The sequence below is a fragment of the Janthinobacterium sp. PSPC1-1 genome, from assembly GCF_049897625.1.
GTDB lineage: Bacteria > Pseudomonadota > Gammaproteobacteria > Burkholderiales > Burkholderiaceae_D > Janthinobacterium > Janthinobacterium tructae.
Genome location: NZ_JAFCWP010000011.1, coordinates 68,656 through 84,891 on the forward strand (window position 1 = coordinate 68,656; position 16,236 = coordinate 84,891).

At 66.4% G+C, this 16,236-nt stretch carries 13 protein-coding genes; 11 read left to right on the forward strand and 2 right to left on the reverse strand.

The genetic code is table 11. The annotated features are described in order from the left end of the window. Nucleotides 1-3: 3 nt before the first annotated feature. Nucleotides 4-2,511 carry a hypothetical protein gene (locus tag ACP7EG_RS25500; protein WP_426089912.1) on the forward strand — a complete coding sequence of 836 codons (2,508 nt, stop codon included), beginning with the start codon at nt 4-6 and terminating at the stop codon, nt 2,509-2,511. Then, complete coding sequence (locus tag ACP7EG_RS25505; RefSeq protein WP_096235453.1) at nt 2,508-3,290, forward strand: S1 family peptidase; 783 nt, start codon at nt 2,508-2,510, stop codon at nt 3,288-3,290. The genes ACP7EG_RS25500 and ACP7EG_RS25505 overlap by 4 nt, the downstream gene beginning before the upstream one ends. Nucleotide 3,291: 1 nt before the next feature. Here ACP7EG_RS25505 and ACP7EG_RS25510 read toward each other — a convergent pair whose 3' ends face one another. Together ACP7EG_RS25510 and ACP7EG_RS25515 are read right to left on the reverse strand one after the other, a co-directional pair. Further along, the gene (locus tag ACP7EG_RS25510) at nt 3,292-4,038 is read right to left on the reverse strand and encodes an N-acyl amino acid synthase FeeM domain-containing protein (RefSeq protein ID WP_426089913.1); all 747 of its coding nucleotides are present in this window, start codon (nt 4,036-4,038) and stop codon (nt 3,292-3,294) included. A 199-nt stretch (nt 4,039-4,237) separates the two neighbouring features. Further along, the gene (locus ACP7EG_RS25515) at nt 4,238-4,861 is read right to left on the reverse strand and encodes an XrtA/PEP-CTERM system exopolysaccharide export protein (RefSeq protein ID WP_116744442.1); all 624 of its coding nucleotides are present in this window, start codon (nt 4,859-4,861) and stop codon (nt 4,238-4,240) included. Between the two features lie 252 nt (nt 4,862-5,113). On the opposite strand from ACP7EG_RS25515, the gene ACP7EG_RS25520 reads away from it, so the two are divergent. The 9 genes from ACP7EG_RS25520 to ACP7EG_RS25560 are packed head-to-tail and all read left to right on the forward strand — an operon-like array spanning nt 5,114 to nt 16,232. Beyond that, a complete protein-coding gene (locus ACP7EG_RS25520; protein ID WP_426089914.1) occupies nt 5,114-6,643 on the forward strand; it encodes an XrtA system polysaccharide chain length determinant in 1,530 nt (509 codons plus the stop codon). Between the two features lie 19 nt (nt 6,644-6,662). Further along, the gene (locus ACP7EG_RS25525; RefSeq protein WP_426089915.1) at nt 6,663-7,514 is read left to right on the forward strand and encodes an XrtA-associated tyrosine autokinase; all 852 of its coding nucleotides are present in this window, start codon (nt 6,663-6,665) and stop codon (nt 7,512-7,514) included. Then, on the forward strand, nt 7,498-9,042 hold the full coding sequence (locus ACP7EG_RS25530) for a TIGR03016 family PEP-CTERM system-associated outer membrane protein (protein WP_426089916.1): 1,545 nt from the start codon (nt 7,498-7,500) through the stop codon (nt 9,040-9,042). Before ACP7EG_RS25525 ends, ACP7EG_RS25530 begins: the two co-directional genes overlap by 17 nt. Before the next feature lie 10 nt (nt 9,043-9,052). Continuing rightward, a complete protein-coding gene (gene wecB, locus ACP7EG_RS25535) occupies nt 9,053-10,213 on the forward strand; it encodes a non-hydrolyzing UDP-N-acetylglucosamine 2-epimerase (protein ID WP_426089917.1) in 1,161 nt (386 codons plus the stop codon). Continuing rightward, nucleotides 10,210-11,061: an XrtA system polysaccharide deacetylase gene (locus ACP7EG_RS25540; protein WP_426089918.1), complete on the forward strand. Its 852-nt coding sequence runs from the start codon at nt 10,210-10,212 to the stop codon at nt 11,059-11,061. The genes wecB and ACP7EG_RS25540 overlap by 4 nt, the downstream gene beginning before the upstream one ends. Next, entirely contained in the window at nt 11,061-12,152 is a 1,092-nt protein-coding gene (locus tag ACP7EG_RS25545; protein WP_426089919.1) for a FemAB family XrtA/PEP-CTERM system-associated protein, read from the forward strand. Before ACP7EG_RS25540 ends, ACP7EG_RS25545 begins: the two co-directional genes overlap by 1 nt. Before the next feature lie 15 nt (nt 12,153-12,167). Next, entirely contained in the window at nt 12,168-13,469 is a 1,302-nt protein-coding gene (locus ACP7EG_RS25550) for a TIGR03087 family PEP-CTERM/XrtA system glycosyltransferase (RefSeq protein WP_426089920.1), read from the forward strand. After that, complete coding sequence (gene xrtA, locus ACP7EG_RS25555; protein ID WP_426089921.1) at nt 13,466-15,028, forward strand: exosortase A; 1,563 nt, start codon at nt 13,466-13,468, stop codon at nt 15,026-15,028. Before ACP7EG_RS25550 ends, xrtA begins: the two co-directional genes overlap by 4 nt. Then, nucleotides 15,018-16,232 carry a TIGR03088 family PEP-CTERM/XrtA system glycosyltransferase gene (locus tag ACP7EG_RS25560; RefSeq protein ID WP_426089922.1) on the forward strand — a complete coding sequence of 405 codons (1,215 nt, stop codon included), beginning with the start codon at nt 15,018-15,020 and terminating at the stop codon, nt 16,230-16,232. Before xrtA ends, ACP7EG_RS25560 begins: the two co-directional genes overlap by 11 nt. Nucleotides 16,233-16,236: the final 4 nt, after the last annotated feature.

Consider the following 16,236-nt stretch of genomic DNA (forward strand, 5'->3'; position numbering starts at 1 on the left):
GCCATGGCGGCGCACGCGGCCTTGCCTGGCCTGGCAGCACGGCTGCTGGCCTTGCTGGCGGGCGCGGCCTGCATGCTGGCCCTGCGCCATTATCCGCTGGGCCACGGCTGGCCCGGCCTGCTGTTTGCCGCCCTGCTGCCCGCCTATTTCCTGCTGCTGTGCTGGCGTCCCGCCTGCTGGCTGTTCTGCGTGCCCGCCCTGCTGCCCGTGCTGGACCTGGCGCCGTGGACGGGCTGGTTCTTCCTCGAAGAAATCGACGTGCTGCTGTTGCTGACGGTAGCCTGCGGCTATTGGCGCCTGGGCGGACCGGCCCGCAGCGCCGCGGCGCGGCTCCCGTCCGCCGCCCGCGCCTGCCTGCTGCTGTGCAGCCTGGCCTGGCTGGCAGCGCTGCTGCGGGGCGTGCTGCCGCTGCCGCCCCTCGATGTGTATGCCTGGGATAATTACCTGAGCCCCTACAACAGCTTGCGACTGGGCAAGGCCTGGGCCTGGAGCATGCTGCTGCTGCCGCTGCTGCTGCGCGACGGAGAGCCGTCCGCCCTGCGCCGCTACGCGCTGCCGGGCATGCTGGCCGGGCTGGCCATGGTGTCCCTGTTCGCGCTGTGGGAACGGGCCGTGTTTCCCGGTTTGACGAACCTGTCCAGCGACTACCGCATCACGGCGCCGTTTTCCGCCATGCACACGGGCGGCGCCGCGCTGGATGGCTATCTGGCCCTGAGCCTGCCATTTGCGGGACTGTGGCTGGCGCGCGCGCGCAGCCGCTGGCAAGCGGCGCTGGCCTTGCTGCTGCTGGCATTGGCCCTGCACGCGGCATGTACCACCTTTTCACGGGGCCTGTACGCGGCCCTGGCGGCGGCAGTGCTGCTGGCCGTGCTGCTGGCCATGTGGCAGACCTTGCGCACAGCTCCCGGCGCGGCGCAGCGTCCGACGGGCCGGCGAACCATGCGGAAACCCTTGCTGATGCTGCTGCTGGCCGGCCTGGGCACCGTCCTGCTCGTGACCATGTTCAGCGTGGCCGGCTACCGGGGCTTGCTCGCCGCCGTCATCCTGCTCACGGCCAGCTTCGTACTGGCCGCGCGGCCCTTGCCGTGGCGCCTGGCGCCGGCAAGCCTGCTGTGCGCGCTGTGCCTGCAGGGGCTGCTTGTCAGCTGGTGGCCGGAAGGGGCCGGCAAGCAGGCTGCCGGCTGGCTGAAAGGCCCGTATTTCCTGTTCCTGCTGGCCACCGTGCTGCTGGCGGGCGCGCTGCTGCCCGGCACCCTGTGGCCGGGTGGCGCTGCCGGCAAAGGCCCGGCCAGGCTGGTCCTGGCGATGATGGCGTGGAGCATGCTGGCGTGCAATCTGGTCTGGATAGGCTGGCACTGGGCCGGTGCGCCCGCCCTGGCGCCGGCCGGGCTGGTCGTGTTGCTGGCCATGCTGATGCTGTGCAATGGACGCTTGCGCGCGCCACTATGGCGGCTGGACCGGGCCAGCCTGAGCATCGCGGGCGCGGCCGGCATCCTGCTGCTGCTGGCCATCCCCGTCTCGGCCAGCTATTACGCCACCGAACGTTTCGCCACCACGGCCTTCGACATGCAAGGCCGCTTGCGCCACTGGCAGCAAGTGCTGGCCATGCAGCCGTCCGACTGGGGCGATCAGCTGTTCGGCATGGGCATGGGCAGCTTTCCCGCCACGTACTACTGGCACAATCCGGGGCGCGAAGTGCCGGCCAGCATCGCCTATGCGGAGGAAGGCGGCGAGCCTGGCAATTCCGGCAACACCTATGTGCGCCTGGCCAGTCCCGGCTACAGCGCCGGCTATGGCGAACTGCTGCGGCTGCTGCAACGCCTGCCGCTGCAGCCGGCCACGCACTACACCCTGGCGCTGGACGTGCGCCGAAGCGGCCCCATGCCCGTGCTGCTGGTGCGTCTGTGCCAGAGACAATTGCTGTACGCACAAGCTTGCGTGCCTATCCCCCTGCGCCTGCAGGCGCCCCCGCCTGGCAGTCCCGTGCCGGCCTGGCAGCACTATGAAGTGCCGTTCGACAGCAAATGGCTGGGCGCGGGCGCCTGGCTGCTGCGCCCGCCCGTGCAGCTGGAACTGGCGGCCAGCGGCACGGCCACCTCGTCCGTGATCGACGTCGATAATCTGAGCCTGCGCGCGCCCGGCGGCGAGGAATTGATCGCCAATGGGCGCTTTACGCAGGCCAACAATTACTGGTTTTTCAGCAGCGACCACCATCACTTGCCGTGGCATATCAAGAGCCTGGCGCTGCATGTGCTGGTGGAAACGGGCTGGTGCGGCGCACTGACGCTGCTGGCTCTGCTTTCCCTGGCAGGCCTGCGCCTGCTGCGCCAGGCCACGGGGGGCAACCCGTGCGCGCTGGCCTGCGCCGCCGCCCTGCTGGGTTTTCTCGTCGTCGGGCTGTTCGACAGCCTGCTCGACGTGCCGCGTATCGCCCTGCTGTGCTATCTGATGCTGCTGTGCGCATTGCTGCAGCCCCCGCAACCGCCTCCCTCTGAAAGTGCGCCGCCATGAAAGCCCTGCCGTTGACATTCTCCTCTGCCCTGCTGTCCTGCCTGGTCCTGGCTGTGGCCAGCGCGCCCTGCCGTGCCGACCAAGCCCTGGCGCAAGTCATTGCGCGCGTGAAACCGTCCATCGTCGGCGTCGGTAGCCTGCAAGCGACGCGCACGCCGCCCATGAATTTCCTCGGCACGGGTTTCGTGGCGGGCGACGGCTTGAGTGTGCTGACCTGCGCCCATGTGATCCAAAAACTGCTCGATGCCAATCCCACCGAAGTGATCGGCATACTCACAGGCCAAGGCGAGGCGGCGCAATTTCGCCCCGCCAAAATCCAGGCGCTGGACACGGAGCACGACCTGGCCTTGTTGCGCCTGGCTGGCGCGCCCCTGCCGGCCCTGGCGCTGGGCGACGCGGGCACGGTGCGCGAAGGCCAGGCCATGGCCTTTACCGGCTTCCCGCTGGGTACCTTGCTGGGTCTGCACCACGTGACGCACCGCGCCACCGTATCGTCGCTGACGCCGGTGGTCAGGCCCAGCGCAACCGCGCAGCGCCTCGACACCCGGCGCCTGGCGCAACTGCAAAAAGCGCCGTACACGGTATTCCAGCTGGACGCGACGGCGTATCCGGGCAGCAGCGGCAGCCCCCTGTTCGATCCCGAGACCGGTCTCGTCTATGGCATCGTCAACATGGTGTATGTCAAGGGTTTGAAAGAGGCGGCCATCACCGCGCCCAGCGGCATCACCTACGCGATTCCGGGCAGCCACATGCAGGCGATCTTGTTGAAAAATAAATGAGTCAGTTGCGCCCCTGCCGCAGCCGGTCGGTGATGCCTGGTTCATCCCATGTCGGGAAAAAAAAGGGGTAAAACGACCGTTCCCCCCCATGCTGTTCCATCATGCCGCCGTATTTGCGGATCTGGGCCCCCATGTAGTCGAGGTCCAGGCGCAGCAGTACGGCCGGCGCGCCCACGCGCGTGCACTCTCGCTCGCCGCCAAAATCCTTGAAACCCAGCATGCGCTTGTAAAACACCACGTGGCGTGGATTGACTTCGATCACGTAATCCGTAAAGCCGTGAATATTGTGGGCATAGATATAAGAAATATGAATCAGTGCCGCAAACACGCGCTTGCTCACGCCCTTGTCGATGGCCAGGCGCGACGGTTCGCACAGGCGCCGGCCCTGCTCGCGCAGCACGTCGAGCTTGTCGCGAAAGTTTTCATCGGCGGGCAAGCCCGTCTCGTCATTGTCCAGGCACAGGGTCATGGTGCCGACGGTGGAGCCTGCGGTTTCCGCAAACAGGGTGATTTTATTCAGCGCATGCGCGATGCCGGGATCGACGGCATAGCCGCGCCAGCCGTACATTTTGCGGATCAGCAAACTGGCCGCCTCGCGCCGGCCACGCGAATTGGCCATGCGGATATGAAAGCGCTGCAGGTCTAGCTCGTGCTCCATCGCCGGGTCGATCTGGCCCTCGCCCACCACCAGGTCACTGAAAGTACCGGGCGTGTCGAAGGAAATAATAGGTTCATCTTGAAAGCTCATCTTGTCCTCACGTTCATCGGCAGCCGTCGAGACGGACTGAAGCCAATGCCTTGTGACAAGATAAAAAGCAGAGAAGTTCCCGCGCCAGGCAAAAAAACAGAAGAAATATGCTATTCCATAGCAAAATTGCACGCTTAAATTTGCTGAAAAGTACAAAAAGACAAATATAATTGCTGTTTTAATATTGCTGGGGTCGCTACTAAAAAAAGCTCTCCGGTATCAACAGCACGTCGCCCGGCCGCATCATGACGTTGGCGGAAATATCGCCACTCTTGAGCAGATCGTCCAGACGCACACGCAGCTGCTGCTGGCTGCCGTCGCGCATGCGGATGATACTGGCCTTGTTGCCGGCGGCAAAGTCAGTGATGCCGCCCACGGCGATGAGCACGTCCATCAGCGACATGCCCAGGCGGTACGGCAGCGCCTGCGGCTTGGCCGCCTCGCCGATGACGCGGATCTGCTCGCCATACGGGCCCGAGAAATTGGTGACGATGACCGTCACCACCGGTTGCTGGATAAACTTGCCCAAGGCTTGCTCGATATCGCGCGCCAGCTGGGTCGAGGTCTTGCCGCTGGCGGCCAAATCCTCCACCAGCGGCGTGGTGATCTTGCCATCAGGCCGCACGGCCACCGTCAGCGACACTTCCGGATTGCGCCAGACGATGATGTTGACGGAGTCGCCCGGGCCGATCAGATAGTCGTGCATGGGGGCGCTGTCGTCGGCGGGTGCCAGCGGATAGCGTGTGCGGCAGCCCCCCAGCAAGCTGGCACTACACGCCAGGAGCAGCGTGTGGCATACAAAAGCACGGCGAAACGGATTCATGCGGGGCCTCTTCGAGTCGATGGCGCGTCCATGGCAGGCCGCGCAGAACCAGCCTGGGCCGCGAACTTCCTATGATTATTAAAACCCGGCAAGTGAACCTTGAGGCGTATCAAGAAGCAATCATCTTGGGAAATCTTGCTCCACAGGCGCCCTATACTTTGCTTACTCAACAGGCAAGCATTTCTTGCAAGACGCCGTTGTCCGCGCCGCCCAGCCATCGACCGTGCAGCACCGTCACATGAAGGAAGCGACATGGAGGAATTGATACAGCAACTGCTTTCCAGCCTGAAAGGCATCTGGAAGTACCGCTGGCATGCTGTGCTGGTAGCGTGGCTGGTGGCGATCGGTGGCTTCATCAAGGTCATTACGCTACCCGACGACTTCCAGACGTCGGCGCGCGTGTTTGTCGATACGCAAACCATCCTCAAGCCGCTGTTGGCTGGCATGACCAGCGTGCCGAACACGGAACAGCAAGTGGCCATCATGAGCCGCACCCTGCTCAGCCGCCCCAACGTGGAGCGCGTCATGCGCATGGTCGACCTCGACCTCGGTTCGAAGACCGTGCGCGAACACGAAGCCCGGCTCGACGAGCTGATGAGCCGCATCAAGATCAGCGGCACCAGCGCCTACGACATCTACACCATCAGCTACAGCGGGCGCGACCCGAAGCTGGTGCGCGACGTGGTGCAAAGCCTGCTGACCATCTTTGTCGAAGGCAGTTTCCAGGGAAAAAAGGGCGATTCGCAGAAGGCCGTGCAATTCATCGACGAGCAAATCAAGAATTACGAGGACAAGCTGAGCGCGGCGGAAAATCTGGTGAAGGAATTCAAGATCCGCAACAACCTGCTGCTGCCGCGCCAGGGCATCGACTATGGCAGCCAGCTGCTGATGTCATCCGATAGCCTGAACAATGCCAAGCTGGAACTGGTCGAGGCGGAGCAGGCCCGCAAGGCCATCCTGAGCCAGATCGAAGGCGACGAACCGGTGCTCGACCTGGAGCCAAACGCGGCGGCCATCACCAACCCGGAACTCGATGAGCGTATCGCCTCGCTCAACAAGAATCTGGACAGCCTGCGCATGCAATTTACGGAGTTGCATCCCGACATCATCGCCTCGAAGCGCCTCATTGCCCAGCTGGAAGAGCGCAAGATCGAGGAAAGCAAGCTGAAAACGGCGTCCGGCGATCCGGGCAAGAACTACAGCCCCATGTTGCAGCAGTTGAAGGTGGCGCTGACGGACGCGGACGCCAAGGTGGCCGCCATCCGCGCCCGCGTGCAGGAATACAACGCGCGCAATGAGCGCCTGCTGGCGCAAAGCAATGCCGTACCCGAGGTGGAATCGCAGCTGGCGCAACTGAACCGCGACTACATCATCAACAAGGAAAACTATGAAAAGCTGATCGGCCGGCGCGAAGCGGCCAAGCTGTCGGGCGAACTCAGTTCCACCACCGAGATGATGGCCTTCAAGATCATCGACCCGCCCACGGTGCAATATGCGCCCGTCGGCCCGAACCGTCCGCTGCTGTTTTCCGCGGCGCTGGGCGCGGCCCTGGTGGCCGGCATCGCCACGGCCCTCTTGATCAGCCAGGTGCGCCCTACCTTCCTCAGCCCCGCCGAACTGCGCGACGCCACAGGCTTGAATGTGCTGGGCACGGTATCGATGAACTGGACGCCGCTGCAGCAGGTGCGCCGCCGCCGCGCCCGCTACGCCTTTGCCGGCTGCCTGGGTAGCTTGTTCCTGCTGTACGGCGGGGTCATGACGGCCGCGCTGCTGAAATTCTAGAGCCACCAAGGGAGTGACGATGAGCAGCAAGGACAACGGCAAGCAGGAACCCACGATCCTGGGCGTGGCCGAGGCCAGCGTGGCTTATGGTCCAGATATTGCGGATGGTGCGGATGGCGCGGATGGCGCGGCGGCGGCCGCCGCCCCCCAGTACCGCACCCTGAACCTGGCCCGCCTGGCGGAGCAAGGCATGCTCACGCAGGAAGGCGGGCGCAGTTCGGTGGCCGAAGACTTCCGCATCATCAAGCGCCCGCTGCTGCGCCAGGCGCGCGCCAGCGGCGCCGAGGCCATCCGCCACGGCAACCTGATCGTCGTCACCAGCGCCATGCCCGGCGAAGGCAAAACGTATTGCGCCGTCAACCTGGCCATGAGCATCGCCATGGAAATGGATATCACGGTGCTGCTGGTCGATGCCGACGTAGCGCGTCCGTCCGTGCTGAAAGTGCTGGGCCTGCCGCCCGAGCCTGGGCTGATGGACGTGCTGCTCGACCCGCAACTGGCGATGGGGGACGTGATCCTGAAAACCAACGTGGCCAACCTGCGCATCCTGCCCGCCGGACGCAGCAACAAGCACGCGACGGAATTGCTGGCCAGCCGGGCCATGAGCCGACTGCTGGCCGAAATCGCCAGCCGCTATAGCGACCGCATCGTCGTCTTCGATTCGCCGCCCCTGCTCATTACCAGCGAAGCGCACGCGCTGGTGGGGCAGATGGGCCAAGTGGTGATGGTGGTCGAGGCGGAAACGACGACCCAGCACGCCGTCAAGGAAGCGCTGCGCCAGATCGACTCGTGCGAACACATACATTTGATCTACAACAAGACCAAATCGTTCCCCGGCAACGACTACTACGGCTATGGCTATTACGACTAGCCGCCGGGTTTCGCTACCGCTGGCGCTGCCGCCGTTGCTGCCTTTGCTATCTCTGCTGCTGCCCCTGCCTGCCGGCGCAGTCGATTGGTTGGTGAAACCGTCGCTGCGCCTGCGCGAAAGCTATACGGACAATGCGCTGCGCGCGCCGCCCGGCAAGGCGCAATCGGACTTCATCACGGAAATCGCGCCCGCCATCGCCCTCATCGGCACGGGCCCGCGCCTGCGCGTGAACCTCGATTACAGCTGGCACAAATACCTCTCGGGGCAGCGCGGCAATAGCGACAACCACGACTTGCACGCCGCAGCCGACGCCGAGGTGGTGCAGGACTGGTTCTTCATCGATGCCAACGCCAGCGTAAGCCGGCGCAACATCTCGCCGTTCGGCCCGCAATTGATCGATGAGCTGCCCGACACGGACAATACCAGCACGGTGCGCACCACCAGCATCAGCCCCTACCTGCGCCACCGCTTCCGCGGCCTGGCCACGGCCGAGCTGCGCTACACGCGCAATACGGTAGCCAGCGGCGGCGAATTGCTGTCGGTACATAGCGACGAGCTCGAATTGCTGCTCAGCGGCGAACCGCGCGGCAGCGGCTGGTCCTGGAACGCCAGCCACGATGTGCGCCGCACGCAGGACAGCAAGCTGGCGCCCGTGCGCATGCAGCGCAGCAGCGTGGGCCTGCGCTATCCGTTCAGCAGAAAATGGGCGGCCACGGCCAGCGGCGGCATGGAAAAGGAAGGCTATATATCGAGCAACGGCAAGGCGCCGGAAGGCCGCTTCTGGTCGCTGGGCGGCGTGTGGACGCCGTCGCCGCGCACCAGCCTGGCTTTCAGCACGGGCAAGCGCTTTTTTGGCACCACCTACAGCCTCGATGCCAACTTCCTGCAGCGCCATACTAACTGGCAACTGAGCTACAGCGAAGACATCACCACCATGCCCACGCAGTTTGCGCGCCTGGGCGACCGCGACGCGGGTCAGCTGCTCGATCAATTATGGCGCGGCATCTTTCCCAACGCACGCGACAGACGCTTGCGCATCAATGCCTTCCTGCGCTACGCCAACAGCCTGGGGCCGGAACGGGGCGCCATCAATTACTTCAGCCACCGCTATTTCCTGCAAAAGCAGCTGAAGCTGACGATGGCGCGCGCCACGGCCAAAAGCACGCTGGTCGCCGGCGTCACGGCCGTCGACCGTACGGCGCAAACGGCCAGCGGCATCGACAGCGCCCTGCTGCCCGGCATGGAGTTCGGCAGCGAAGACCGCACGCGCCAGTTCGGCGCCAACGTGGGCTGGAACTGGCAAGCCAGTTCGCGCACCAGCGTGAATGTCAATGCCGGCTACGCCAGCGTGCGCTCGCTGAGCGTGCCCCGGCGCGACAACAACATCACCGTGACGGCCGGCTACAGCCGCATCCTGCAGCCGAACATGACGGCCAGCATCGATGTGCGGCACATGCGCCACGCCAGCAACCGGGGCGGCAACTACCGCGAAAACGGCGTCAGCGCCACGCTCACCATGCAATTCTAAGGAGGCTGCAATGTCCGACCCCTCTCTTGCGTCCGCAGCGCCCGCGCACCTGCTGTGCGTGGTGGCCGCGCGCCCCAACCTGATGAAAATGGCGCCCATCCTGGCCGCCCTGGCGCGCCAGACGCCCGCCGTGCGCGTGACGCTATTGCATACCGGCCAACACTACGATGCGGCCATGAACGGCCAGCTGTTTACGGATCTGGATCTGCGCGCGCCCGACATCAGCCTCGACGTCGGCTCCGGCAACCACGCGCAGCAGACGGCCGAGATCATGCGCCGCTTCGATGCCGTGCTCGACACGCATCCGCCGCTGGCGCCCGATGCCGTGCTGGTGGTGGGCGACGTCAATTCCACCCTGGCGTGCGCGCTGGTGGCGGCCAAGCGGAACATTCCCGTGATCCACGTCGAGGCAGGCCTGCGCAGCGGCGACCGGCGCATGCCCGAGGAAATCAACCGCGTGCTGACGGATCAATTGTCCGATCTGCTGCTGACCAGCGAGGAGAGCGCGCGCGCCAACCTGCTGCGCGAGGGCATCGCCCCCGAACGCATCCACTTCACGGGCAACGTCATGATCGACAGCCTGCGGCAGCAACTGCCGCGCGCAGTCAAGCCCGAGACCACCCTGCGCGCCCACGGCCACGCCTGTCCGCCCGCGTATGGCCTGTTGACACTGCACCGGCCGTCGAACGTCGATGATGCGGCGCAGCTCGCAGCGCTGCTGCAGGCGCTCGGGCAATTGTCATGCCAGCTGCCGCTGCTGTTTCCCATTCACCCGCGCACCCTGGCCGGCTTGCACCTGACCGGCCTGGAAGGATGGCTGGCGCAGCAGGCCATCGTCTGCCTGCCGCCGCTGGGCTACCTGGAAATGCTGGGCCTGATGCAGGACGCGCGCCTGGTGCTGACCGATTCCGGCGGCATCCAGGAAGAAAGCACGGCCCTGGGCGTGCCTTGTCTGACCCTGCGCGCCAATACGGAGCGCCCCGTCACCGTCAGCGCCGGCACGAATACCCTGGCCGGCACACAGCCGGCAACCATTCTCGCGCTGGCGCGCGCCATCCTCGAGACGGGAGGCAAGCGGGGCCGCATTCCGCCCCTGTGGGATGGCCACGCAGCCGAGCGCATCGCCGCCGTCATCGCGCCCTGGCTGGCGGCGCTCCGGGGCACGCCATGACGCCGCCGGCGATACTGCGCAACGCCCTGACCATCGACGTGGAAGACTATTTCCAGGTGTCCGCCTTCGCGCCGCACATCGCGCGCGCCGACTGGCCCCGCCTGGAATGCCGGGTCGAGGCGAACATCGAGCGCATCCTGCTGCTGCTGGAAAGCCGGCGCATCCACGCCACCTTTTTCACATTGGGCTGGATCGCCGAGCGCTATCCGGCCATGCTGCGCCGCGTGACCGGCGCGGGGCACGAGGTGGCCAGCCACGGCTATGCGCACCTGCGCGCCTGCGACCAGTCGGCCGCCCAGTTCGCCGACGATGTGCGCCGCAGCAAGACCATCCTGGAGCAATTGACGGGGCTGCCCGTGCACGGCTACCGGGCGCCCAGTTTTTCCATCGGCGCAGCCAATCTGTGGGCCTTCGACGTGTTGCAGGAAGCGGGCTACCGCTACAGTTCCAGCATCTACCCGATCCGCCACGACCATTACGGCATGCCGGATGCTCCCCGCTTCGCCTGGCGTCCGCAGGGTCCCCACGGTGTGCTGGAGCTGCCCGTCAGCACCGTGCGCCTGCGCGGGCGCAACTTGCCGGCCGGCGGCGGCGGCTATTTTCGCCTGATGCCGTATGCACTGTCGCGCTGGCTTTTGCGACGCATCAATTCGCGCGACGGGCAAGCTGGCATATTCTATTTTCATCCTTGGGAACTCGATCCCGGTCAGCCGCGCCCGCCGGGCCTGAGCGCGAAAACGCGCTTTCGCCACTACCTGAACCTGGGGCGCATGGAAGCGCGGCTGGCGCGCCTGACGCGCGACTTCACCTGGGACCGCATGGACCGTATTTTTCTGGAAAGCACATAATGCACGAGGCCAGCCTTCCTGCCGACCCGGCGCCGTTCAGCGCCGCCATTGCCGTGCGGTCCCTGCAGGCGCACGAACACGCACGCTGGGATGCCTTTGTCGAGGCCTGTCCCGAAGCCACCTTCTTTCACCGCGCCGGCTGGCACACCATCATGCAGCAAGGTTTCCACCACGACAGCCATTTCCTGTACGCGGAACAGGACGGGCGCATCGCCGCCGTGCTGCCGCTGGCGCATGTGCGCAGCCGATTGTTCGGCTCGTCCCTCGTCTCGCTGCCGTTTTGCGTGTACGGCGGCATCGCCGGCGGCAGCCCGGCCGTGCGACTGGCCCTCGACAAAGCGGCGCTGGCGCTGGCGCGGCGCCTCGGCGTGGGGTACCTGGAATACCGCTGGCGCGAGGTGGTCGAAAATGCGCAAGAAAACCCGCACCCAACCTGGCTGCACAAACCCCTGTACGCGACCTTCCGCCGCGCCCTGCTCCCGGATGCCGAACAGAACCTGCTGGCCATTCCCCGCAAGCAGCGCGCCGTCGTGCGCAAGGCCATGGCGGCCGGGCTGCACAGCGCCATCGATTATGACCTCAGCCATTTCTACCCGATCTACGCGGCCAGCGTGCACCGGCTGGGCACGCCCGTCTTCGCGCGCCGCCATTTTGCCCTGCTGCGCACGGTCTTCGGCACCGATTGCGAGATCCTCACCGTGTATCACGGCCAGCAGGCGCAGGCCAGCGTGCTGCTGTTCTATTTCCGCGATGAAGTGCTGCCGTACTACGGCGGCGGCACGCCGCTGGCGCGCCGCACGGGCGCCAACGACTTCATGTACTGGGAAACGATGCGCCGCGCCTGCGAACGCGGCTACCGCCTGTTCGATTTCGGCCGCAGCAAGCTCGGTACTGGGGCCTGGGACTTCAAGAAAAACTGGGGTTTTACGCCGCAGCCGCTGCCATATGCCTACCAGCTCGTGCGCGCCAAGGCCTTGCCGGAAGTCAACCCACTGAATCCCAAATACGCGCTGTTCATCCGCGCCTGGCGCCGCCTGCCGCTGCCGCTGGCCAACCTGCTGGGGCCGCACATCGTGCGGCAACTGGGCTAAGCAAGGGGACACGCCATGCGCGAACTGCTCTTCCTCACCCACCGCCTGCCGTATCCGCCCAACAAGGGCGACAAGATACGCTCGTGGCACATGCTGCAGTACCTGAGCCGGCATTTCCGCGTGCACCTGGGCTGTTTCATCGACGATGACGACGACTGGCAGCATACGAAAACCGTGGCCGCCCTGTGTGCCAGCACGCGCTTCATTGAACTGCGGCGCGGCACGGCCCGCTGGCGCGCCCTGCAGGCGCTGCTGTCGCGGCAAGCCATGAGCGTGCAGTACTACCGCGATGCGCGCCTGCTGCAATGGGTCGATGGCTTACTATCTAGCGGCAAGGTGCGCCATGCGCTGGCCTTTTCCGGGCCCATGGCGCAATACATCGACGGCAGCGCGGGCCGCGCCCTGCACCGCGTGATCGATTTCGTCGACGTCGATTCCGACAAATGGCGCCAGTACGGCGACAGCAAGCCGTGGCCCATGTCGCTGCTGTACCGGCGCGAAGCGCAGCTGCTGCTGCAGTACGAGCGCCATATCGCCCAGCAGTTCACGGCCGCCAGCTTCGTCTCGCCGGCAGAAGCGGCCCTGTTCCGCCAGTGCGCGCCGATGGCGCGGCGCAAGACGGGGCATGTCAACAACGGCGTCGACACGGCGTATTTCACGCCCATGCCGGCCCAGAGCGCAATCTATCCGCCCGGCGTGCAGGCGCTGGTATTTACGGGCGCCATGGATTACTGGCCGAACATCGATGCCGTGCAATGGTTCGTGCGCCATGTCTGGCCCGCGCTGCGGCGCCAGTTTCCCCAGTTGCAGTTTTATATCGTCGGCAGCGCCCCTGTGCCCGCCGTGACGGCGCTGGCCAAGGTTGCCGGCGTGGTGGTGACGGGCAAGGTGCCCGACATCCGGCCCTACCTGGCTGGCGCGGCGCTGGCCGTGGCGCCCCTGCGCATCGCCCGCGGCGTGCAAAACAAGGTGCTCGAAGCGATGGCGATGGGCAAAATCGTGCTGGCCACGCCGCAGGCGCTGGAAGGCATCGCCGCCCAGCCGGGCCTGGAACTGCTGCTGGCGCGCGACGACGCCGAATTCATCCACCATGCGGCGCGCGTGCTGCGCAACGCCTGCGGCGGGGCAGCCGAAGGCAGCGGCGCGGCCATCGGCGTGGCGGCGCGCCAGCTGGTGTTGCAGGATTATGACTGGGAACGCAACCTGCGCGGCCTGGGCGCCATGCTGGGCCTGCCTGCCGAGGCCGGTACCGAGGCCGATGCGGGAGCCAGCACTGCCGGCATGCCGCCACTGCCCGTGCGGGAGCCATCCACATGAGCTTGCAGCTCGACCAGGTCGCCCGCTTGCCGGATGCGCCCGTCTGGCCGCACAGACATGACCAGCAGCAAGCCATGCTGCTCCTGCTGCTGGCCCTGGCCGCCATCGTGCTGCTGTACCACGCCACCTTCTGGTCGATGCTGGAATTGTGGTCGCGCTCGCAAACCTTCGCGCACGGCTTCTTGATCGTGCCCATCAGCTGCTGGCTGGCGTGGCGCCAGCGCGCCCGCCTGGCCGCGCTGGCACCCCAGCCGTCGTGGCTAGGCTTGCTGTTGCTGGGCGCGCTGGGCCTGGCCTGGCTGTTGGCTGACGCCGCCAACGTGCCCGTGGTAGAACAATATGCGGCCACGGCCATGCTGCCCGCCTGCGTGCTGGCCATCCTTGGCTGGCCAGCCGTGCGCCTGCTGGCCTTTCCCCTCGCGTATCTGTTCCTGGCCGTGCCGTTTGGCGAAGTTTTCCTCGATCCCCTGATCGACTTCACGGCTGCCTTCACCGTCACCGCGCTGCAATGGACGGGCGTGCCCGTGTTTCGCGATGGCAACAATTTTTCGCTGCCTACCGGTAACTGGTCGGTGGTGGAGGCGTGCAGCGGCTTGCGCTACCTGGTCGCCGCGCTGGCCCTGGGCGCCCTGTTCGCCCATGTGAATTTCCACAGCACGCGGCGGCGCCTGGCCGTCATGGCCGCCGCCCTGATCGTGCCCATCCTCGCCAATGGCGTGCGCGCCTACCTGATCGTGATGCTGGGCCACCTGAGCAACATGCGCCTGGCCGTGGGCGTCGACCACCTGATCTATGGCTGGCTGTTCTTCGGCCTGGTGGTACTGCTGCTGTTCTGGCTGGCCGCGCGCTGGCGCGAATTGCCGCTGGCGCGCGCCGTGCCATCCGCAGCCGGGCGCGGCGCCAGCCCGCACGCAGTCGTGCGCGCCAGCGTGGCTTGCCTGCTGCTGGCGGCGCTGTGGCCGGCGCTGGCGCTGGCCAGCCACCGCGACGACGGCGCCGCGATGCCGGCGACCGTGCTGGCCTTGCCCGATCCGCCCGCCTGGCAGCGCCTGCACGATGCGGCACCCGCGTGGCAGGCGCCGTATGCGGGCACGCCCGCGCGGTTTGCCGCCACGTATGCGCGCGGCGACGGCGACGGCGCGCCGGTGGGCTTGCAACTGCACTGGTATGCGCGCCAGGCGCGCGACGCCGAACTGCTGACGCACCAGTCCTCGCCATACGGCGCGCGCTGGATGGCGCTAGCCCAGCGCGTGCAAGACATCACCCTGGCCGGCAGCGCCCTGGCCGTGCGCGAAAGCGTGCTGGGGCACGGTGGCGAACGCCTGCTGGTGTGGCGCGTCTACCGCCAGGGCGGCATCATCACGGCCCGACCCGTGCTGGTAAAACTGCTGCTGGCGCAAGCCAAGCTGCTGGGCAGGCGCCAGGATGGCGCCGACATCCTCGTCTTTGCCGCCTACGACGAGCTGGCGCCGCCGCCGCGCACGCGCCTGCACGCCTTCCTGCAGGCGGCGCTGCCCGTCATCGAACAACGCCTGCAGGAGCTGCCGCATGGCCCTTGACACCGATGCTGGCCACACACGCGAGGCTGCTGTAGCGGCCAACAGCGCCCCGCTGATCGTGCACGTGATCCACCAGCTCGACGTGGGCGGGCTGGAAAACGGCCTGGTCAACCTGATCAACCATCTGCCGCCCGAACGCTACCGGCACGCCATCGTCTGCCTGAAGAACGCCACCGCGTTTCGCCAGCGCCTGACCACGCCAGGTGTCGATGTCATCAGCCTGGACAAACGCGAAGGCAAGGACTGGCGCCATTACCTGCGCCTGTACCGCGTGCTGAAACAGCTGCGCCCGGCACTCGTGCACACGCGCAACTTGGGCTGCCTCGAAGCGCAACTGCTGGCCTGCCTGGCCGGCGTACGCCTGCGCGTGCATGGCGAACACGGGCGCGACATGAGCGACTTGCACGGCACGCGCCGCAAATACCGGCTACTGCGCAAATGCATGCTGCCCCTGGTGCAGCACTTCATTGCCGTCAGCGCCGACCTGGGGCAATGGCTGGTGGACAGCATCGGCGCGGCGCCCGCACAAGTATCGCACATCGGCAATGGCGTCGACAGCGTGCAATTCCATCCGCGCCTGGGGCCGCCAGCCGCCGTCGGGCCGCCCGGCTTCCTGTGCAACGGCGCCTTCGTCATCGGCAGCGTGGGCCGCATGGCCGCCGTCAAGGATCACGCCTCGCTGGTGCAGGCGTTTCTGCTGTTGCTGGCGCAGCCGGGTGCCCGCGCGCGCCTGCGCCTGCTCATCGTGGGTGACGGGCCGTGCCGCCAGGCCTGCCTGGAGTTGCTGCAGCAGGCCGGCGTGGCCCATCTGGCCTGGCTGCCCGGCGCGCGCGACGACGTGGCACAGCTGCTGCGCGCCATGGACCTGTTCGTGCTGCCCTCGCTGGCCGAAGGCAGCTCGAACACCATCCTCGAAGCGATGGCGACGGGGCTGCCCATCGTCGCCACGCAGGTGGGCGGCAATGCGGAACTGGTGCAGTCGGGCTGGAGCGGCACCCTGGTGCCAGCCGGTTCTCCCGACATGCTGGCCGACGCCATGCTCGACTACTACAGCATGCCCGAACTGGGCCCGCGCCACGGCGCGCGCGGGCGGCGCCAGGTGCTGGCCGAGCACAGCCTGCCCGCCATGGCCGGCGCCTACCTGGCCGTGTACGACCGCCTGACGGGCGCGCGCCAGCCCTCTCCCCTGTCCACTTATCCCTGAAAGG

Excerpts from the sequence above, each read along its gene's own strand:
- ACP7EG_RS25500 (WP_426089912.1), top strand. The coding sequence starts at position 4 with ATGGCGGCGCACGCGGCCTTGCCTGGCCTGGCAGCACGGCTGCTGGCC.
- ACP7EG_RS25505 (WP_096235453.1), top strand. The coding sequence starts at position 2,508 with ATGAAAGCCCTGCCGTTGACATTCTCCTCTGCCCTGCTGTCCTGCCTG.
- ACP7EG_RS25510 (WP_426089913.1), bottom strand. The coding sequence starts at position 4,038 with ATGAGCTTTCAAGATGAACCTATTATTTCCTTCGACACGCCCGGTACT.
- ACP7EG_RS25515 (WP_116744442.1), bottom strand. The coding sequence starts at position 4,861 with ATGAATCCGTTTCGCCGTGCTTTTGTATGCCACACGCTGCTCCTGGCG.
- ACP7EG_RS25520 (WP_426089914.1), top strand. The coding sequence starts at position 5,114 with ATGGAGGAATTGATACAGCAACTGCTTTCCAGCCTGAAAGGCATCTGG.
- ACP7EG_RS25525 (WP_426089915.1), top strand. The coding sequence starts at position 6,663 with ATGAGCAGCAAGGACAACGGCAAGCAGGAACCCACGATCCTGGGCGTG.
- ACP7EG_RS25530 (WP_426089916.1), top strand. The coding sequence starts at position 7,498 with ATGGCTATTACGACTAGCCGCCGGGTTTCGCTACCGCTGGCGCTGCCG.
- wecB (WP_426089917.1), top strand. The coding sequence starts at position 9,053 with ATGTCCGACCCCTCTCTTGCGTCCGCAGCGCCCGCGCACCTGCTGTGC.
- ACP7EG_RS25540 (WP_426089918.1), top strand. The coding sequence starts at position 10,210 with ATGACGCCGCCGGCGATACTGCGCAACGCCCTGACCATCGACGTGGAA.
- ACP7EG_RS25545 (WP_426089919.1), top strand. The coding sequence starts at position 11,061 with ATGCACGAGGCCAGCCTTCCTGCCGACCCGGCGCCGTTCAGCGCCGCC.
- ACP7EG_RS25550 (WP_426089920.1), top strand. The coding sequence starts at position 12,168 with ATGCGCGAACTGCTCTTCCTCACCCACCGCCTGCCGTATCCGCCCAAC.
- xrtA (WP_426089921.1), top strand. The coding sequence starts at position 13,466 with ATGAGCTTGCAGCTCGACCAGGTCGCCCGCTTGCCGGATGCGCCCGTC.
- ACP7EG_RS25560 (WP_426089922.1), top strand. The coding sequence starts at position 15,018 with ATGGCCCTTGACACCGATGCTGGCCACACACGCGAGGCTGCTGTAGCG.